General features: G+C 66.8%; 19 protein-coding genes, 1 tRNA gene and 2 pseudogenes. 8 read left to right on the top strand and 14 right to left on the bottom strand.

The features are described 5' to 3' along the window. Nucleotides 1-5: 5 nt before the first annotated feature. The 5 genes and pseudogenes from eccB to ACAG21_RS26630 form a co-directional block, all read right to left on the bottom strand. Nucleotides 6-1502, bottom strand: a complete 1497-nt coding sequence (eccB, locus tag ACAG21_RS26650; RefSeq protein ID WP_370499256.1) for a type VII secretion protein EccB — start codon at nucleotides 1500-1502, stop codon at nucleotides 6-8. A 52-nt stretch (nucleotides 1503-1554) separates the two neighbouring features. Continuing rightward, nucleotides 1555-1872: a DUF2710 family protein gene (locus tag ACAG21_RS26645; protein ID WP_370499255.1), complete on the bottom strand. Its 318-nt coding sequence runs from the start codon at nucleotides 1870-1872 to the stop codon at nucleotides 1555-1557. A 197-nt stretch (nucleotides 1873-2069) separates the two neighbouring features. Then, nucleotides 2070-2366 carry a hypothetical protein gene (locus tag ACAG21_RS26640; protein WP_370499254.1) on the bottom strand — a complete coding sequence of 99 codons (297 nt, stop codon included), beginning with the start codon at nucleotides 2364-2366 and terminating at the stop codon, nucleotides 2070-2072. Between the two features lie 144 nt (nucleotides 2367-2510). Then, nucleotides 2511-3185 carry a DUF5631 domain-containing protein gene (locus ACAG21_RS26635; protein WP_370499302.1) on the bottom strand — a complete coding sequence of 225 codons (675 nt, stop codon included), beginning with the start codon at nucleotides 3183-3185 and terminating at the stop codon, nucleotides 2511-2513. A 1046-nt stretch (nucleotides 3186-4231) separates the two neighbouring features. Further along, nucleotides 4232-4565: pseudogene (locus ACAG21_RS26630) on the bottom strand (hypothetical protein); the annotation flags it as partial. Nucleotides 4566-4647: 82 nt separating this feature from the next. Here ACAG21_RS26630 and ACAG21_RS26625 point away from each other — a divergent pair. After that, entirely contained in the window at nucleotides 4648-4791 is a 144-nt protein-coding gene (locus ACAG21_RS26625; protein WP_175364318.1) for a hypothetical protein, read from the top strand. 11 nt (nucleotides 4792-4802) lie between these two features. Here the strand turns inward: ACAG21_RS26625 and ACAG21_RS26620 are convergent, their stop codons facing one another. The 6 genes and pseudogenes from ACAG21_RS26620 to ACAG21_RS26595 all read right to left on the bottom strand — a co-directional run bounded on the left by ACAG21_RS26620 (nucleotide 4803) and on the right by ACAG21_RS26595 (nucleotide 8965). Further along, nucleotides 4803-5114 (bottom strand): DUF2694 family protein, encoded by a 312-nt coding sequence (locus ACAG21_RS26620; protein WP_370499253.1) that lies wholly within the window; start codon nucleotides 5112-5114, stop codon nucleotides 4803-4805. After that, on the bottom strand, nucleotides 5111-5428 hold the full coding sequence (locus tag ACAG21_RS26615; RefSeq protein WP_370499252.1) for an ESX-1 secretion-associated protein: 318 nt from the start codon (nucleotides 5426-5428) through the stop codon (nucleotides 5111-5113). Before ACAG21_RS26615 ends, ACAG21_RS26620 begins: the two co-directional genes overlap by 4 nt. Before the next feature lie 48 nt (nucleotides 5429-5476). Then, on the bottom strand, nucleotides 5477-6868 hold the full coding sequence (locus ACAG21_RS26610; RefSeq protein WP_370499251.1) for a DUF4226 domain-containing protein: 1392 nt from the start codon (nucleotides 6866-6868) through the stop codon (nucleotides 5477-5479). A 127-nt stretch (nucleotides 6869-6995) separates the two neighbouring features. Further along, nucleotides 6996-7358, bottom strand: coding sequence for a DUF4226 domain-containing protein (locus tag ACAG21_RS26605; RefSeq protein ID WP_370499250.1), 363 nt, complete (start codon nucleotides 7356-7358; stop codon nucleotides 6996-6998). Nucleotides 7359-7373: 15 nt separating this feature from the next. Then, nucleotides 7374-8018 (bottom strand): annotated as a pseudogene (locus ACAG21_RS26600) (C40 family peptidase); the annotation flags it as partial. A 158-nt stretch (nucleotides 8019-8176) separates the two neighbouring features. Beyond that, entirely contained in the window at nucleotides 8177-8965 is a 789-nt protein-coding gene (locus tag ACAG21_RS26595; protein ID WP_370499249.1) for a helix-turn-helix domain-containing protein, read from the bottom strand. A gap of 146 nt (nucleotides 8966-9111) precedes the next feature. On the opposite strand from ACAG21_RS26595, the gene ACAG21_RS26590 reads away from it, so the two are divergent. The 5 genes from ACAG21_RS26590 to ACAG21_RS26570 all read left to right on the top strand — a co-directional run bounded on the left by ACAG21_RS26590 (nucleotide 9112) and on the right by ACAG21_RS26570 (nucleotide 14074). Beyond that, nucleotides 9112-9528, top strand: coding sequence for a WhiB family transcriptional regulator (locus tag ACAG21_RS26590; RefSeq protein WP_370499248.1), 417 nt, complete (start codon nucleotides 9112-9114; stop codon nucleotides 9526-9528). A gap of 91 nt (nucleotides 9529-9619) precedes the next feature. Then, nucleotides 9620-11002, top strand: coding sequence for an acyl-CoA dehydrogenase family protein (locus ACAG21_RS26585; RefSeq protein WP_370499247.1), 1383 nt, complete (start codon nucleotides 9620-9622; stop codon nucleotides 11000-11002). 53 nt (nucleotides 11003-11055) lie between these two features. After that, nucleotides 11056-12036, top strand: a complete 981-nt coding sequence (locus tag ACAG21_RS26580) for a pirin family protein (protein WP_370499246.1) — start codon at nucleotides 11056-11058, stop codon at nucleotides 12034-12036. Beyond that, the gene (locus ACAG21_RS26575) at nucleotides 12033-12377 is read left to right on the top strand and encodes a GNAT family N-acetyltransferase (RefSeq protein ID WP_370499245.1); all 345 of its coding nucleotides are present in this window, start codon (nucleotides 12033-12035) and stop codon (nucleotides 12375-12377) included. Before ACAG21_RS26580 ends, ACAG21_RS26575 begins: the two co-directional genes overlap by 4 nt. Nucleotides 12378-12721: 344 nt before the next feature. Further along, nucleotides 12722-14074, top strand: coding sequence for a PPE domain-containing protein (locus ACAG21_RS26570; RefSeq protein WP_370499244.1), 1353 nt, complete (start codon nucleotides 12722-12724; stop codon nucleotides 14072-14074). A gap of 2 nt (nucleotides 14075-14076) precedes the next feature. On the opposite strand, the gene ACAG21_RS26565 is transcribed toward ACAG21_RS26570, so the two are convergent. The 3 genes from ACAG21_RS26565 to ACAG21_RS26555 all read right to left on the bottom strand — a co-directional run bounded on the left by ACAG21_RS26565 (nucleotide 14077) and on the right by ACAG21_RS26555 (nucleotide 16303). Continuing rightward, nucleotides 14077-14970, bottom strand: coding sequence for a hypothetical protein (locus ACAG21_RS26565; RefSeq protein ID WP_370499243.1), 894 nt, complete (start codon nucleotides 14968-14970; stop codon nucleotides 14077-14079). A gap of 44 nt (nucleotides 14971-15014) precedes the next feature. Further along, a complete protein-coding gene (locus ACAG21_RS26560) occupies nucleotides 15015-16079 on the bottom strand; it encodes a hypothetical protein (RefSeq protein ID WP_370499242.1) in 1065 nt (354 codons plus the stop codon). A gap of 138 nt (nucleotides 16080-16217) precedes the next feature. Further along, nucleotides 16218-16303 (bottom strand) — tRNA-Leu (locus tag ACAG21_RS26555). Nucleotides 16304-16557: 254 nt separating this feature from the next. Here ACAG21_RS26555 and ACAG21_RS26550 point away from each other — a divergent pair. Both ACAG21_RS26550 and ACAG21_RS26545 read left to right on the top strand, forming a co-directional pair. After that, nucleotides 16558-18213, top strand: a complete 1656-nt coding sequence (locus ACAG21_RS26550) for an FhaA domain-containing protein (protein ID WP_370499241.1) — start codon at nucleotides 16558-16560, stop codon at nucleotides 18211-18213. A 108-nt stretch (nucleotides 18214-18321) separates the two neighbouring features. Next, a complete protein-coding gene (locus ACAG21_RS26545) occupies nucleotides 18322-18789 on the top strand; it encodes an FHA domain-containing protein (RefSeq protein WP_025738168.1) in 468 nt (155 codons plus the stop codon). The last annotated feature ends 78 nt before the right edge of the window (nucleotides 18790-18867 follow it).

The following is an 18867-nucleotide window of genomic DNA, read 5'->3' as shown; positions in this document are numbered from 1 at the left end:
GTTGTCTAACCCCCGACTGGCAGCTCGTTGAGATCGGGAATCGGCGCCACAGCACCGCCTCCCGAGACGGCGTCGCGCGCCACCAGCGCAGCGTCACGACCGATCGCGGGCCCGGGCGCGAAAGTGCGCACGATCGGCCAGGGCGCTTGCACCGCAAGCTTTGGATCCAGCCCCAGCGCCTGCAAGGTGGCGTGGTCGGATTGGATCCCGTACCGAACACCCTGCGGTGAAATCCAATACAGGCTCTCGCGGCTGTCGGCCGTCGCGACGCCGCTGGTTGTCGTCACGAAGTTCGCCGCACCCGGTAGCATCAAAGTCTGTTGCGCCTCAGCAGAATTGGGGTCACGATCGTCGCGAACCAGGCTTACCACCCGGGAATCCATGCCGATCGAAACCGGCAACCCGCGGCCGCTGAAGACCGTAATCCGAGCCTGCGGGTCACCCGATTGCTTCTCCCAGCCCACGCACGTTGCCGGATTGGCAGACGTGTCAACGAATTCCAGCTTTTCAGAGGGGTAGTAGTCGACATCGAGCACGTCGACCACCGGGATTTGAATCAGCTTGTCGGGAGCGACCAGGGTGGGTGTCGTCGCGCCTTCCGAATCCGCAGTCCGTAACAGGTCGGCGACGAAGCTGGTGATCTTCTGGATACCGTCGGGCAGCAGCACATAGAAGCCGTTGACGGCGCCGCTCGCGTCGCGGGTTTCCAGGACCCTGCCCACAATGGAACCGGGTAGCCATCGCGATGGCGTGCCACGGCCCGGAATGACCGGCAGCACAATGGGTTCCGTTGACGGCATTGCGTCGAACAGAGCGTTGGAGATTTCGATCGGATAGGTCACACCGGGATCGAGACCGAGGTTGAATGTCACCGACCGGTCCGCCGGATCGATGCGGGACCGCTGCCCGTGCCAGATCACATAGGTTGCACCTTTGTGCGTTGCCAGGATGGCCTGCTTCGGGCGCATCGGTTCCGACCGGCCAATGGGGGAGAGCTGCCCGGCAATGGCGGTCACCACTGGCGCGGTTCCGCTACCGCGGGGGGCTGCGGCGTCGCAGACCGACCATGCCGATTCGGCGCTGGACGTGATCGGCAAGCTGTCGGGTGCCCCGGGAATGCCGATGATCGGGCCCGTCGGGTACTTGGCGATCTCGCTTGCTCTGACCCATGTCGGGGCGCCGGCAGTGCCGACCGCCAGCCGGGCCGAGGTCAAGTTGAGCGCCGGGTAGAGCCGCCCGTTGATCTTCGCGTAGACCGCACCGGTGTCGCGGTCGCCGATGATCGACGCCTGGCCGACCAGGCCCGAGGGCTTCATGACATGGAGCAGCGCCATCCACCCGACACCGATCAGGACGAGCACGATCGACAGCGCCACGGCCGCTTGCTGTTTGCGGTCGTCGTGCTTCATCCGGACCGAGAACCGGGTGATCGCGGCGCGCAGCCGCCGGTTGTAGAACAGGTGCCCCGAATTCTGATCCCGGTTGGACAGATTGAGTGGCACGGTCATTCTCCTTCAGGCGGTCGGATGCAGGACCGCTGCATCGACACCGACATCAATGCAGCTCGCCGCCGTACCTGGCCCGATTCTCGGCTTCTGCCTCCTCGCGAATCGCCGCGATCGCGAGGTTGAGCCTGTCCGCCAATTCGGCGTGGCCGTAACCGGTCATTACGCCAGGATGCAGCGACAACTCGACCAACCTGCCGTCGGAGTTCGTCACGGCGCGAATATCCCCCAAGTCCACGCTGTACGTGACCGTCTCGGCTTGCGCGACAAGGGCTTCCCACTTGTCAGCTGCCTCGCTCAGCTCACGCAGAACCGCTTCGACGAGATCCTTGTCGCTCAGATTCGTGCGACCGCCCGACCCCGCCACCCTGTCAGTATCATCGACCCCTCCAACCAGCGTCAATTCACAATCTGACGAGTGCCTTGGCAGGCGTGAATGAAGGAGCGTCCGTCAATCCTCGCAGTGGCGTTCGTAATCCCAGCGCTCCAGCCAGGCGGAGAGGTGGTGAATGCCGATGCTCATCACGATCAGTACGACGCCTTCAACGACCATCAGAAGTTCGTTCACAGCCGCTCCATCTCTCGGGCCATCGCGGCCTGCTCGAAGTACCTCGTCCGCCGTGGCGGGTAGTGGCGACACGGCTCATGCTCGACACTGACGCTCATGATCAGTCGTTGCCAGAGCGTGGTGGGCCAGGGACGCGGTGCAGTGCGGGGCCGCGGATCGGCGACGACGGCGGCGGTGGCGAACACGACCTGGCGTTCGGTGATGAGGACGGGGTCAGGGATCACACCGTGCCGCGCGTGTGTGGGTGCAGCGGTATCACGAAGCAGCGCCGCTGTTTTCGAGATGGCTAGCATTTCGATCACCTGAGAGGGGTTTGCGCCCGGTGGGTCCGGCCGTCAATCGAAATCTATGGAGTCAGCGGCGTTGAGCGCATGCGTAGTCGACTACCTGTCTTGCTCTTGCCACGGCGTGCCCGCGATAGCGGCGGCGCGCGGCGGTCAGGACTCGGCGTTCCACTGGCTGACCGGGGGTTCGTCGAGCTTCTGGAACCATGCCAGGTGATAGTTCGCCGATGTCGTGTCGCCGGCGACGCTGCTTTCGGTGGCAGCCAGCAACAGACAGTTGAGCAACAGTGCGGGCACGACGTCCGGGTACTGGCTCAGCAACTGATAGCGGGCGGTCTCGAGATGCACACGCAGCAGGTCGGCTTCCTCTTCCACGACGCCGGTCCCCGACGTGGCGGCTTTCGCCAGGGTATGCACCAACCGGGGAAGCCCGTCGCGCCAGTGTGTGACTCGACCCAGCTCCCATCCCAGATCTTCGACGGGCGGCAGTTCGCGCGCCTGCACTGAAGATTCTGTCGGCGGGAAGTCCGTCGCCCGGCCGACTCGATCGCCGGGCGTGTAGGTCGCGGTCCGGGTCGCCTCGCCGAGCAGGGCGGAGGCTTTGCCCCGGCGGCGACCGGGTGCCAGCAACCGCACGCCCACCGGCAGCGCGATGCCCGGCGGGATCCAGCCGTGCGCGAGGTCGGTGACCAGCAGCGTCGTGCCGTCCGCGAGATCGCCGACCGCCCAGTTCAGCCCGGGTTCTTGGCGGACCACGTAGGAGAGCAGCCGGTGCAATCGTTCCGAATCGGATTCGACGGCGGCGGGAACCGCAGGTGGTGCTGGCATGTGCGCGGGTTCGGGTTCCGGCTCCGGCTGGATGACGGCCTCGGGTTCCGGTTCCGGCTCGGGTTCAAGCTCGGGCTCGCGGACCGCCTCGGGTTCCGGCTCCGGCTCGGCGACGGCCTCGGGTTCCGGTTCCGGTTCCGGTTCCGGCCCGGGCTCGCTGACGGGCTCGGTTTCCGGCTCCGGCTGGCGGACGGCCTCAGGTTCCGGTTCCGGCTCGGGCTCGCTGACGGGCTCGGGTTCCGGCTGGCGGACGGCCTCGGGTTCCGGCGCCGGCTGGCGGACGGCCTCGGGCTCAGGCTCCGGCTCGCTGACGGGCTCGGTTTCCGGCTCCGGCTGGCGGACGGCCTCGGGCTCAGGCTCTGGCTCGGCGACGGCCTCGAGTTCCGGTTCCGGTTCCGGCTCGGGCTCGCTGACGGGCTCGGGTTCCGGCTCCGGCTGGATGACGGCCTCGGGTTCCGGTTCCGGCTCGGGTTCAAGCTCGGGCTCGCGGACCGCCTCGGGTTCCGGCTCCGGCTCGGCGACGGCCTCGGGTTCCGGTTCCGGCTCGGCTTCAAGCTCGGGCTCGCTGACGGGCTCGGGTTCCGGCTGGCGGACGGCCTCGGGTTCCAGCTCCGGCGCCGGCTCGGGCTGCCTGACGGCAGGTTCCACCGGCGGCACCAACTTCTCCGCCGCCGAGACTTCCCGCCACAGCGGAACCGCGACGTCCACCGTGGGCTCGCGGGACGGAGCTCGATGCCGGCCACCCGAAGCGTCGTCGTCATCGGCGGAAACCTCGGTCAACGGCTCCTCAACAGGTACCGCGGGCTCGGCGGGGATGACCGGTATGACCTGTGTCTGATCGAGCGTCCGGGGCCTGATTTCGGGCTCCGTCACCGGGACCACCGGGATGACCTCGGTTTCGGCGGTCGCCGAGGCGGCGACATTGGGTTCGGCCGGCGGTACCGCCGGGATGACTTGCGTCTTTTCCAAGTCGGCCGTGCTGAAACGTCGCGCGACCTGCGCGGTTTGACGTCGCGCGCGCGTCTGCGCCTTCATCAACTCCAGCTGGCGAATCGTCGACTCGACGCGACGCACGGCGCGGGCACGCGCTTCGTCGATAACGCGGGCTTCTGCCGCCCGCCGGCCCACATCGGTGAGTCCCGCTCGCTTGACCATCCCCAACTGCTTGTTGGCGCTAGCGGTGATTCGCTGCAGATCTTTCTCGAGATACTCTGCGAGAGTGGCGGTTTCGTCTGTCGCCGTCGACAGTTCGGCAGGCCAAAGCCCACCGATCACCCATGGGGTGCAATCGACAGGAGAGCTGAAGGCCGGCATCGACAATGATTCCCGGGTAGCTCTCCGGAGGCGCTGGCGCGCCGTCTTTCGACCGAAGATCGCCACCGGGCCAGACTACCGACATATGCCGAACGCTCTTTACCAAAGGTGAATTGTGCGGGTGTGAAGGGCTCGGTAGCGTATGGCCATGGTTGATTCTGCGCTGCAGCAGCAACTCGATGAGGTGCGCACCCTGCTCGGTCGCGCCCGAGAGTTGTTTGGCGCCAACCCCATCGAGCCACCAACGGATATCGCCCCCGATCCCGACGCCGTCAAAACCTGGCTGATCTGAACGCGGGACGGTTAGTCGGTGCCGTCGCGGCGGCGCAGCTTGTGCGCCAACAGCTTCTCGATCGCCGCATCGAGATCGTTCGGGGTGGGGACCTCCGCCGACGGGGTGTGCCCGGCCGCCACGATCTCGTGACGAACCTCCAGTAACGCCTTCAGCCAGGACACATCCGCGGTCAACAGGATGCCCTGCGCCAGGGTCGCCGCGTCGGTATCCATCGCCTCTTCGCTCAACGCCACGCTGTGCATGTATCCGCCGCGGCACGAGCGGACCAGGATGTGCCCACTCGGGTGAACAGTGTCGAACGCGGGATTGGCGTCGGTCATCGACCGCCGTCGACGATGCGGCCGAGTTCGCCGGCTGCGTCTTGCTCATGCTGATCCCAGGTCCGGGCCGTCACGGCCAGATTGTGCGCCATCTCGGCGTGGTCGTCGGCCTGTTGCTCGTAGCACTGGCGTCGCAGTTCGAGCAGTTCACGTCCGGCATCGCGAAGTTCACCGAAGATGGGCCCCAACGAGTCCAGGCTCTCCTGGATAGCGGCATGCGACGACGGCACGGTGCGCAGGTAGTCGGAGGTCTCTTGGTGATGCGCAGCCGCTTCACGTAAGTGCGCGGGCACCACATGGATTCGATCTGCCATCCGCTTTCTCCTGTTTCTGCGCCGCCGGCCGGTCCGGCGAGTTCACTATTATCCAGTGGTCGGCGTGGCCGCCGGCCGGGTCGGTGTCGGTGCCTCGGTTGTGGCCGGCGTGGTCGCCGTCACGGCAGGCGGATGCTCCCAGCCTAGAAAGCTCGGGCCGCTTACGGTGGCGATGTGCTGAATCTGGCCATCGAGGAGTGCCTTGGTGTGGCCGAGGGCCAGCGCATGGCGATCGGTGAAAATTCCGACATCTCCGGGCACGACCTGCACCGGATCAATCGGATTGGCGACCGCGGTTCCAGGGGCGGGAATGGTGATTCCCTGCTGATGGAATGCATCGGGGATCGACGCACCGCCCACCGCGGCCTCGATGGCCGCCGCCAGCTGCGGGCTGGCCGCCGTCACCGTGTCACCGTCGGGCAGGGTCACCGTCGTAGGACCCGCTGCCGGCGATTCGGCGGTCGGCGCATCCTCACCGTGCTCATCGTCTTTGCGTTCCTCCGGGTCATCCGATTGGTGATCGGCGGGGTTCGTATCCGGGTCTGCGTCGTCCAGGCCCGTCTGAGCCGGATCGGATTCGCTGCCATCCTGACGCCAGGGCATCGGCATCCCACCCGGCGTCCCCCAACCACCCATCGAACCTGTTCCCGGCGCAGAGCCCAGTCCAAGATTGGGAATGCTCGGCATCGCCGACGGCATCGGAGGCGCCGGCGCACTTTCGACCGGCCCTGGTCCCGGATCCCCGGTCAACAGGCCAGGGTCGTCGGCCAGCAGCGAATCCAGTAGCGGATCATCCCCGGCCCCGGCTGGGTCGGCTGCCGGGACGGGCGAGGCAACCGAAGCCGGCCGGGTTTCGCCGGCAACAGTCGGCACGCTCTTCGAGGCGTCGTAGAGCGAGGTCCACGCGGCCATCAGTGCTGACTTCGACGTGTCGTCGAGGCTGGCGGTCAGCACCACCGCGCGGATGTCCCGCAGCTTGCCAATCAGGAAGCGTTGAAAGTCGCGCGCGCCCGCCGGGGTATCCAGATCCGATCGGGTTTGCACCGCGGCCTCGGTCTCGCGTTGCAAGGCGCTCAGCGCTTCAGCTCCTTCGACCGTCTTCAGGTGGGCGTTCATGATGGCCGAAATTACTTGCAAGTCTAGCTGGGAACTGGACGAATTCTGGTGTGCCAGAGCAGCTTCGGCGCCCGCGATGGCCTCGGCGGCGGCTCCCTCAGTTCGCTGCGGCGCTGCGGCGGGCGGTGCCGCTGGGGAGCCGAACAGGACCGGGTGCTGTCGGCGGATCTTGGCCAGAATCGTGTCGAGCTGTTCTGGATGTGTCGTGGGAGTGATCACCGCGGTCAGCTCCGTTGGGGTCAACCCCGCCTGCCACGCATTCGGATCGCCGGTCCGGTCGCGCACGACTCGGACCGTGGCAAGCAGTTCGTCATACGTCGACATCGCCTAGCCAGACGACGCTGCGGCCCAACGCGGGCGGTGTCGCGACCCCTCCATGCCGGGTGACAGTACTGAGGCCCTGAGCTGTCGACAATTCACCGCGATGAGGCTGTGGATGAATGGCCGGGGGCTATCCCGCGGAGACGCCGTATTCTCCGCGTAGGCGTTCCAGCACAGCAGTTTTCGCACGGTCAAGCTCGCGCGCGTCCGCCACGACCGCCGCGATCTCACGTTGCTTGGCGACCAGAAACTTCTGAAACTCCCTCGCCCCCAAGGGTGTATCGATTCCCAGGCTCTGCTGCTGCGGAATGGCACGCTCGATCTCGTCGCCGATCGCATCCAGACGCCTGATGCTCTCCCGCATCGCGGCGTGTGCGCTGGCAAGCACGTCCACCAGCACACGGTCTGCCTCGGCAACCGAGTCGTGCCGGGTCGCCATCGCCGACTGCCGCGCCTGAATGGCGGCTAGCGAAGGGCCAGTCTGTTCCGACATAGGCTCAACCTAATCTCATATCGGCCGACGAATCGCGACGTAGTCGCCCAACCGGCTGATCCGAACCGAAGCGCCCGAATAGGGGGCCTCGACGACGAGATTGTTGCCGATCGCCATCTGCACGTGTCCGGTGTGCGGGAAGACGAGATCGCCGGGCCTGACTTGCGAACGGGGCACTGGAATCCCGTCGTTGATCTGCTCATACGTGGTGCGGTCCAGATGAATTCCTGCCCGCGCGTATGCCCACTGCACCAGCCCGGAACAGTCGAACTGATCGGGGCCGGTCGCGCCCCACACATACGGGCGACCCAGTCGAGAAAGCGCCGCGCGCACCGCGATTCCCGCACGACTACTCGGCAAAGGCAGTCGCAGTCCGCGCTGGTGCAGCATTCGGTAGCGCAGTGTCCGCAGCGCCGCCGAATGCCGGCGGGCACGGATCCGGGCGGTCAACACGTGTGCGCGCTGGGCGCGAAGGCGTGCTGCTCGACGACGCATCGCGTCCCGCTGGGCCATCGGCGCCATCTGGGGAACAGCGGCATCTGCGCGGGCTTCGTCGAGGACGTTCTTGGTCAGCTCACGGGCTTCGGTCCGGTCGCGGTGCGCGGCGGCGATGACGTCCGCGGCCGCGGCATCCGTGCGCGCCGCCGAGAGCAGCGCTTGGTGGCCCCGGTTAGCTCGAGCTTGGTAAGTGTCATGTCCCACAAGGGTATTCACCGGCGATGCCGACACCACGTGGACAGGCGCAACCAGCTGCGGCTGCCGGATGGCGCCCGCGAACAATTGGTGAGCTCGGCTCAACGCCTCAATATCGCTTGCGGTCATCGGTCCCCCTCGCCGTTGCCCTGATCAACGCTGTCCTCGCTCGTCGACCGCACCGCGTCGGCGAAGGCACGGACGCGGGGAAGTACCCCCGCCGGGATCACCCCGCGGTTGCGGATGTCCCACATCTCGTCACTGCTCACACCGAGCAGCGCCGCGATGATCGCGTCCGGCAGCGACGACTGCGCACAGGCCTGGTCAAACCGCGCGCTCAAACTGGTCGGCATCCGCCTGAGCAGCGCGCTGCGCGTTTCCTCGAGCGCCCGCAGATGCTCCATCAGCCGGTCGGTCGAGTCCGCACCGGCGTTCACGGCCACCCGCCAGGAGCTGGCGGCCAGCATCTCGGCCTTCACGCACTGCGCGATCACAGAGAGAATATACGTCTCATATTCGTTTGATGTCGTCGCCGGCAGCCGATCGATGACAGATTTGAGCGCATCGAGCTGAGCTTCGGCATATCCTTCCAGCACTTCGGTGTCGCTGTGGCGGTCGACAACCACGGCCCCGGACCGCGGCGGCGACATCGGTTCGGGGGGCTGCGCGGCGATCAACCGGGCCAGCTCGGCATCGGGATCAGCGGCAACCAACAGTCGCGAGTAGGTGCCGGGTGGCAGACCCAGGCCGTTTTCAACCTTCTGAACAGTGCTTTTATGGGCCTTGCGGGCACCGCGCTCCAGATAGCTCAAGCCCATGATGCTCACGCCGGTCGCGGCCGCAAGCTCCGCCAGGGACCAGTCACGCGACTCACGCAATGCCCGGATGGCCGCACCTGCCGATTCACGGCTCACCCGCTGGCTCCGGCCATAGGCCGGATATTACACAGCTGGTCGCCTATCGCTATGTATATACGCTTTTATCACGTTTCTCTTGCGCCGACCCAGTTCCTGTGTATACGCTTTCGTATACGTTTCGCCCTTTAGCCGAGGAGACTGACATGGGCCACCCCTGCGCAACCGATCCGGAACTGTGGTTCGGCTACCCCGATGACGACAATGGTGATGGCGCTGCCAAGGCGCGTGCCTATGAGCGCTCCGCCACCGAAGCCCGTATTCAATGCCTGCGGCGTTGCCCGTTGGCACAGCAGCGACGGTGCGCGCAGTACGCGATCGCACACCGCGAGGAATACGGAGTGTGGGCGGGCGTCAAGCTTCCCGGGGGCCAGTACCGCAAACGCGACCAGCTGGCTCGAGCCCACGACGTCTTGCGGCGCATCGCCTCCGGCGAGATCAACTCCCGCCAGCTGCCCGAGAACGCGGCGTTGCTGGCACGCAGCGAGCACGAAGCCATCCCGGTGCCCGCGGTGGTGCTGCACCTGCCGATCGCACAGGTTGGCCCGCGGTCAGCCGCCTGACCGGTGCAGCGCGCCCGTGAACGTTTGTTCACCGAGTCGACCGGGTAGTCGACCGCGACGGAACATCAGACCGTCGACCGGGAGGCGCAGCATGACTTTCGACCTGACACCGACGGCCGCGCAGCACGACCTTGCCCGGCGGACGCACGAATTCTCCGAGTCCGTGATCCGCCCGGTCGCGCTCGAGTACGACCAGCGGCAGGAGTTTCCCTGGCCGGTCCTCGAGGAAGCGGCCGAACGCGGCTTCTACAGTCCGCTGTTCTACCGCGACCTGATCGGTGATCGCACCGGTCTGTCCCTGCCGATGTTCATGGAGGAGTTGTTCTGGGGCTGCGCCGGAATCGGCTTGGCGATCGTGATGCCGGCGCTGGCTCTTTCGGCGATCGGCCAGGCCGCATCGCCCGAACAGATGCTGCAGTGGGCGCCCGAATGTTTCGGCACCCCAGGCGATCTCAAGCTCGCTGCACTGGCGATCTCAGAACCCGAGGGCGGCAGCGATGTGCGCAATCTTCGCACCCGGGCACGCCGCGACGGCGACGACTGGATCATCGACGGGCACAAGATGTGGATCGGCAACGGCGGCATCGCCAACGTGCACGTCGTCAATGCCGTCGTCGACGAAGAGCTCGGCCACCGCGGCCAGGCCCTCTTCGTGGTGCCGGGTGGCACCCCCGGACTGGAACTGGTGCGCAAGCTCGACAAGCTGGGCTGCCGTGCATCCCACACCGCGGAGTTGCGGTTCAACAGCGTTCGCGTTCCTGGCGCCAATCTGCTTGGTGGAGAAGAGAAGCTGGAGCACAAACTCGCGAAGGCACGCGAGGTCGTCGCGGGGGGACGGCGCTCGGGCTCGGCGACGCTGGGCACTTTCGAACAGACCCGTCCGATGGTCGCGGCCCAGGCGATCGGCATCGCGCGCGCGGCATTGGAGTACGCGACGGCCTACGCCACGGAGCGCGAGGCGTTCGGCGGACCGATCATCGACAACCAGGGCATCGCGTTTCCGCTGGCCGACCTGGCCACCCAGATCGATGCGGCCCGCCTGCTGACCTGGCGGGCTTCCTGGATGGCGGCCAACGAAGTCCCCTTCGAGCGCGGCGAGGGCTCGATGGCCAAGCTCGCCGCCAGCGAGGTCGCGATCAAGGCCACCGAGCGCGCGATCCAAACCATGGGAGGCTGGGGGTACATCACCGATCACCCCGTCGAGAAGTGGTATCGAGATGCCAAGCTGTACACCATCTTTGAGGGCACCAGCGAGATTCAGCGGATGGTCATCTCAAACGCGCTGGGCGCCGCCGTGGGCACCCCGCCGCTGCACGTCGTGCTGGAACCTTCCGGCGGGCCGCTGAACCGGATCTTCGGCCGGGGAGCCCCGTTGCGGTCCCGCGCCGCCGACGCCGCGCTATCGGTCAAGGATCAGGTCCCCGAGCCCATCATGCGGGTGGCCATGCGGATGATGCGGCCGCCGGGCAGGTAAACCGTCGAGCACGGGTACCGTCGCCGTATCCGCCCCACAACGAAGGGTGCACGGTGAGCAATCTCGAGCACGCGCCGGCCGAAGTCGCCTGCAGCGCTTCAGGGGTTGTGGGGACCGAGGTGCTACATCCGCGGGAGGTTCCGCTCGGCGGGCCACGGGCCATCCGGGTGCAACGCACCCTGCCGCAGCGACAGCGGTCGCTGATCGGAGCCTGGTGCTTTATCGACCATTACGGCCCCGTCCGGGCCCGCATGGATGTACCCCCTCATCCGCACACGGGACTACAGACGGTCAGTTGGCTGTTCAGTGGGGAAGTGGAACACCGCGACAGTGCAGGCGTGCACGCCTTCGTCCGGCCCGGCGAGTTGAATCTGATGACCGCGGGTGCCGGAATTTGCCATTCCGAGGTGTCGGTCGACTCGGACGGTGTTCTGCACGGAGTGCAGCTGTGGGTCGCCCTGCCCGATTCCGATCGCGGCACCGGACGTGGCTTCGCCCACTACGTGCCCGAGCCCGTCTCGCTGGCGGGTGCGCAAGCGCGGGTGTTCCTGGGCGAACTGGCCGGCAGCCGGTCTCCGGTGCATACATTCACCCCGCTACTCGGAGCCCAGATCGATCTCGACGCGGACGCCGAACTGCACCTCGACGTCGGGCCGGCGTTCGAGCACGGCGTGCTCTGCGATGCCGGAACCGTGGCGATGGGCGGAACGACCTTGCCCGTCGGCTCGCTCGGCTATCAAGGCCCGGGCAGCGCCGCTGTGCACCTGCGCAATGTTGGGCACCAGCCGGCGCGGGTAGTGCTGTTGGGGGGCGCGCCCTTTACCGAAGAGCTGCTGATGTGGTGGAACTTCGTCGGGCGCACCCACGACGAGATCGTCGGGTTTCGCCGGCTGTGGGAGGACGCCGACGCACGCTTCGGCGTCGTCGACGGCTACCGGGGGACGGTCACGCGACTGCCGGCCCCACCGCTACCGGCCGCCCGGCTACGGCCACGACCAATACCGAACGAACCGCCTGGAAAGGAACCGACATGACGACGACAGATAAGACCGGCGCGCAGGTCACCGTGACCGAAGGACATCAGACGTACGCCATTGCCGTCGAAGGCAAGACGGTCGGCCACGCCGATTACGCCGACCGCGGCGAGCAGCGCGTTTTCTACCACACCGTCGTCGACCCGGAATTCGGCGGACGCGGTCTGGCGACCATCCTCGTCGAGGAGGCCCTGAACGGGGCCCGGGACGCCGGCAAACGAATCGTCCCGGTGTGCTCGATGGTCGAGAGCGTGCTCAAGAAGCACCCCGAATTCGACGAGGTCACCGACCCCGTGACCGCCGAGGTCCGAGGCTGGGCCCAAACCCAGCCGAGCAGCTAGCCAGCCGCCGGTCACGACGGCCCATCGGCGGCTTTACTGGAGGCGAACCTCCGGCACGGCCACTGTCAACTCGCAGCTAAATTCCGGTCGGCGCTGTTGGCGGCCCATGCGATTTCGACGGACAATGCCACGTGACTTAACGTGTTATCGCAGGGGAGCTGGGTGAATCGGGTACTCCCTTAGCTAGACATTGAAGCGGCGGCAGTAGTTGCGGACCTCCCAGCTAACTCACAGTCTCCGTGAGCAAAATGATGGACTCAGGCGGCCAGGCCAGGTCATGGCGTCGCGTTCGTTTGCCGTTTACCCACACGGCGCGCGCCGGGCCTGCTCGATCGGAGGGAAAATTGGACTTCGGGGTACTGCCGCCAGAGATCAACTCCGCGCGCATCTACGCCGGACCTGGCTCCGGACCGATGCTTGCCGCGGCGTCGGCCTGGGAGACCCTGGCCGCGGAGCTGTACTCGACAGCAACCTCCTACCAGGCGGCGATAGCTGAGCTGACCGCTGGACCCTGGCTGGGTCCGGCGGCAGCAACCATGGCCGCCGCCGTCGCTCCGTATGTGGCCTGGTTGAGAACCGCTGGCGAGCAGGCCGAGCAGACGGGCAACCAGGCCATCGCGGCGGCCGCGGCCTACGAGGCCGCGTTCGCGGAGACGGTGCCGCCGCCGGTGGTCGCCGCGAATCGCACCCTGCTGGCAGCGCTGGTCGCGACGAACTTCTTCGGGCAGAACACGAGCGCGATCGCGACGACCGAAGCGCAGTACAGCGAAATGTGGGCTCAGGACACCAGCGCCATGCAGACCTACGCGACCTCCTCGGCATCGGCTACATCACTGACGCCGTTCGAGTCGCCGTCGTCGAGCACCAGCGCCGACGGGACCGCCTACCAAGCCGACGCGGTCGCCCAAGCCGCCGGTACCAGCGTCGGCAACGCACAGCAGAACGTCCAGCAGGCCATCTCCGCCGTCCCCAACGCGCTGATCAACCTGGCCAGTCCCACCGACGCCTTTGGCTTCGGCGGACGGGACTTGCTCGGCCTGCTCGCGGACCTGAGCGCCGTTTTTCTCGATCCGGAAATCGGGGCGGCCGGACTCGCGGCGGACACCTCGCTAGGGACGACGGCGCTGCCCTACGACGTGGGCGGATATTGGACCGGTGTGCACACCGACGACATCGTCAGCGGCTGGGCCGGTGTACAACCATGGCCGGGCAACGCGCCGGCACCGCCGACGTCCTTTCCAGTGCTCACCGAACCGGCATCGACGGTTTCCGGGCAATTCCGCCACGCGCCCTCGGTCGGACGGCTGTCGGTGCCGCCGGCATGGGTGGCCGCGGCCCCGGAATTACGCGCGATGGCCACAGCACTGCCCGCTGCGACCGTCGGCGCCGCCGCCCAGGCCACCGGCTCCAGCGCGGGAAGCCTGTTCAGCCAGATGGCCCTGGCGAGCATGGCCGGGCGCGCTATGGCCGGCACCACCGGCGGAGCCGGTGCTCGAACCCAGGAGCGCGTCGGGATACCCGGGCGCAAACCAAAGGATTCCAAACCCGCGATCGAAGCGGCCCAGATTCCAGCGGGTGGCCCGATCACGAGCATCGCCGCCGAGCTGCGCGAGCTGGCCTCCCTGCGTGACGCCGGAATTCTCACCCAAGACGAATTCATCGAGCAGAAGCAGCGCCTGCTGCCGCGTGATCCTTAACGCTAGGCCGAGCTCAAATGCGCACTAGCGTCGTGTAACTCATTGCGGCGCAGCGCCATTGGCGTTACTGCGAGGACGTCGCCGCCTTCGACGACCGCCCGGGTGATGGGCGTGAGGGCCCCGAACAACGCCTCCACCTCGTCGTCGCTGAGTGCGTCGAGCGCCGACAGACCGAGCGCATCGGTGCTCGATTCGACGTGGTCTTTGAGTTCGGCGCCGGCCGCGGTGAGCGAGCCGTCCTCGTTGAGCAGCCCGCGCTCGGCCAGCCGCTGCTCGAGGTGCCGCCATTCGGTCTCGTCGTAATCGCGAGTGCGCGCGATGTAGTCGCGCGGGACGCGGTCGGCCGCGGCATGCAGCACATTGCATTCCCGACCCGAGATGCCCGCGGCGGTCAGTACCGCCACATGGCCGTCACCGCGGTGCTCACGCAACAGCGTGGTCGCATGCCACAGCGCGTCGAGCGGATTGTCCGGCCACGGCAGCGCGCGGTTCGCGGCGAACAGCGGCCGCCCGTCGACACCCGCCTGGCGCGCCGCCTTTCCCGCTAATTCCGCTGCGACACTGACGTTTTCGTCTTCTTGCAGCCCGTAGCGGCGCAGCGCCGCGACCGCTGAGTCCCGCCGGGCCCGCAACGCGGCATCCGGGTCGGCGATCTGCCAGGCCGCCGGCAAGGCCTTGGCCACCCGCTGGGGAGCGAAGTTGTGGAAGATCGCGGTCACCAGCTCGGGCGGGGCCATGCCCAGCGGGGCGGACCGGGCCGCGAAGTAGCCCATCCAGAAGCCCCGGTATCCCAGGTCGTCGAGTGCTGCCCGCGCCTCCGGGGCGAAGTACGTCACCGCGTGCACCGGCTCGAAACGGTCGTAGAAGCGTCGCGCCAGCTCTGGTTTTCTGCGCATGGTTGCAGTGAAGCACCCCGAAGGAACGCGGCCGATCCCGGTCCTTACGTGGGACCGGGAAGCTCGCCCAGCGCGGCGAGTTCGGCGTGTACTTGGCCGATCGCGGATTTGTACTGCTCGTCGCTGAGGGTCTTCGCGTAGTAGCGGTCATTGCGCAGTTGATACTGCTGGGCGCGCAGGTCGCGGATGCGTTCGAGGCGGGCGGTGTCGTCCGCGGAAAAGGTGAGCTCCTGCAAGGAGATTCGGCCCGCGAGAACTTCTTCGACCTCGCAGAGTTGATAGCCGCATCGTGCCAGGAATTCGAAATACACCTTGCAGTAATCGCGTTGGCCGCCTTGCCAGCTGCGGTTCGCGGTATTCCATTCGAAAGCGGCGAGCACCGTCGCCATGATCACCGCCGCGGGCCGACTGTCGACATCGACCAGCGTCTCCAAGTCCTCGTATTCGGCGTCGTCGGTTCCCAGCAGCGCGGCCGCGACCTTCATGCTGGCGGGGCAGTGCAGCCTGGCGAGGAAATGAAAACTGCGGGCGACGAAGACTTCGGAACCGGGCGGCGGCGGTGCCGCCCAGACGATGTTGTCGCGAATCCAGTCCCGTCGCGCGCCAGCGACGGCAGCGGCTCGCCGATCCAGTTCACGGAGCAGAACCCAGTCGCGCTTGGCCTCGGCAGCAGCTTCGGATTCCAGTTTCACCGGTTGAGAACCGGTGTAGGTGCTGCTGGCCGTCACCTCGCTAAGAGCAAGCGGGCGCCCCATGTCCCAGGTCATATACCTGGCACGGACATCGAGTTCCACGGAATTGGCGCGTCGGACCAAATCGCCCAATGTCGTTGTACCGGGCACCAATCGGCAGATCTGGTCCTCCTGACGCAGGTCGTCGCGCGTGTAGATCAGGCCGATGTCGCTGCGGCGGTTCAACTCATCGGTGTTGACGCTGACAGACCATCCGGCGGGCCCGGCAACCCCCGGGATGTAGTGCGCCGAGATCTCGACCAGCAGGTCGTCGACGGTCGCTTCGTCGGGGAAAATCCAAAATTCTCGATGGGATTCGACGTCGTCTCCCATCGCCACCGAGCTGCGGTCGATCGTGACCTTGACGGTGTCGGTCATGGCTCAAGTTCTACTGATCGCGACGCCGACCGGGTAGTCACCCGATCGCTAATCGCGGTCGACGGGTGGCAGTTGGGAAAGGCCACGACCCCTCGCGGAGTTCGTGGCCTTTGCGCCTGCGGTTTCATCCAACCGCTGTGGTGGGCGAAGGGGGACTTGAACCCCCACGTCCCGAAGGACACTGGCACCTGAAGCCAGCGCGTCTGCCATTCCGCCACTCGCCCGGGGAAAACAACCGATGGACCATATCACTGTAGTGGCCGTTCGCCCTAACCGCTCCGGTGACCGGGCCAGCCTGTTCGGCGCCGGCGGTCGTGCCGCGGTATCGGTTTGACCTGCATCGATGCGATTCTCAGAATTCTCACGGTGACGCAGCCTCGCCGTGTCCCGATAACATGCATGGGTGATGCGACACGCGGGCAAGTGGTTTGCCTTGCGCCGGCGATATACCGCGACAAGTGCGGGCGAGCGCTGAACCATGGGTAGCCAACGGGGGCTCGCTGCCCGGATCGAGCGCAAGCTGGAGTCGACTGTCGGCGACGCGTTTGCCCGCATGTTCGGGGGTTCGATCGTCCCTCAGGAGGTTGAGGCGCTATTGCGCCGTGAAGCCGAGGACGGTCTGCAGCCGCTTCGTGGGAATCACCTTTTGGCGCCTAACGAATACGTCATTACCCTCGGTGTGCACGACTTCGAGAAGGTGGGCGCCGATCCGGATCTCACGTCGGGCGCATTCGGTAGATACCTGGCCGACTATATCCATGAACAGGGGTGGGAAACGTATGGTGATGTCGTCGTTCGGTTCGAGCAATTGCCGAACCTGCATACCGGACAGTTTCGCGCCCGCGGTTCTGTCAACCCCGATGTCGAGCCCCGCCCGAAGTTCAATGACCCCGCCCGGCGACAATCAAGTCAGGCGTTCAGCGCAGAACCAGGAGTACCACCAATGACTGACAACTCGAGCTACCGCGGTCAGGGGCAGGGGCGTCCCGGCGACGAGTATTACGACGAGCGTTACGGACGTCCGCAAGACGACCCGCGCGGCGGGCAGGAGCCCCAGGCCGGGCACGACCCTCGCGGCGGATATCCGCAGGAGCAGGGTGGCTACCCGCCGCAGGGCGGTTACCAGGCGCCTCGCCACCCTGAGCAGGGCGGCTACCCCGACCAGCGCGGCGGGTACCCCGAGCAGGGCGGCTACCCGCCGCAGGGCGGGGGCTATCCCGACCAAGGCGGCTATCCGCAGCAGGGCGGCTATCCCGGCCCGGGCGGCTACCCGGAACAGGGTCGCGGCTACGACCAGGGCCAGGCCGGCTACCCGCCGTCGTACGAGCAGCGTCCGCCTGCCGGTGGCGGCTATGGCGGCCAGGGTTACGACCAGGGCGGTCAGGCTTACGACCAAGGCGGGCAAGGTTATGACCAGGGCTACCGCCCGGGCGGTGGCTATGGTCAGCCCGGCGGTGGCCAGGCGGGCTACGGCGCGGGTTATAGCGAGTACGGTCGCGGCCCGGCTCGTCCCGAAGAAGGCGGCTATGCGCCCCCAGGCGCCCCCAGCGCTCCCGAACAGCCGCGACCGTCCTATCCCGAGCAGGGCGGCGGATACGACCAGGGCTACCCGCAGGGTGGCCCGGGTTACGGCGGCCAGCAGGAGTACGGCGGCGGGGACTACACGCAGTACGCGGAGAACGTTCCGGCCGGTGGGTATGGCCAGCAGGCCGGAGCCGGATACCCGGAAACCGCCCATCGCGATTACGAGTACGGCCAGCAGGGCGAGTACGGCCAGCAGGCCGACTACGGTCAGCCGGCCGGCGGCGGCTACGGCGGTTACGGCCAGGGTGGTTATGGGTCGGCCGGGGCGGCGGTCACGCTGCAGCTCGACGACGGCAGCGGCCGTACCTACCAGCTGCGCGACGGCTCCAACATCGTCGGTCGCGGACAAGATGCCCAGTTCCGGTTGCCAGACACCGGTGTGTCACGGCGCCACTTGGAAATCCGCTGGGACGGCCAGGTAGCGCTGCTGTCCGACCTCAACTCCACCAACGGCACGACTGTGAACAACGCGCCGGTACAGGAGTGGCAGCTGGCCGACGGCGACGTGATCCGTTTGGGCCACTCGGAGATCATCGTTCGGATCCACTGAACGCACCGGGCATAAGCTGCCGTGCTTCGCCCCGCGTCGACCGCCCTCCAAGTATCGTGACGTTGCTTGGTTTCATGAGGTGCGGCGCCAGGACGGAAAGGACGCCAGATGCAGGGACTGGTACTGCAGCTGACGCGCGCCGGATTCTTGATGCTGTTATGGGTATTCATCTGGTCCGTTCTGCGGATCTTGAAGACTGACATCTACGCACCAACCGGTGCGGTCATGGTTCGCCGCGGTTTGGTATTGCGCGGCACGTTGCTGCCATCCCGCCAGCGCCGCCATGCCGCCCGCTATCTGGTGGTGACCGAAGGAGCGTTGGCAGGTGCACGCATCACGCTCAGCGGGCAGCCGGTGTTGATCGGACGCGCGGACGACTCGACGCTGGTGCTGACCGACGACTACGCCTCGACGCGGCACGCCCGGCTGTCTCAGCGCGGCTCCGAATGGTATGTCGAGGATCTAGGATCGACCAACGGCACTTACCTTGACAGGGCGAAGGTGACCACTGCGGTACGAGTTCCCATCGGAACGCCGATTCGGATCGGCAAGACGGCAATCGAGCTGCGCCCGTGACCCGCGACGACGACGATGACGCCGGCGTAGCCGGGGTCATGGGGGCGCGCCCCCAACGGGAGATACCCCCACCCGCTC

This window comes from Mycobacterium sp. pR1184, from assembly GCF_041287235.1.
Taxonomy (GTDB): domain Bacteria; phylum Actinomycetota; class Actinomycetes; order Mycobacteriales; family Mycobacteriaceae; genus Mycobacterium.
This window is presented reverse-complemented; position numbering and strand designations above follow the sequence as displayed.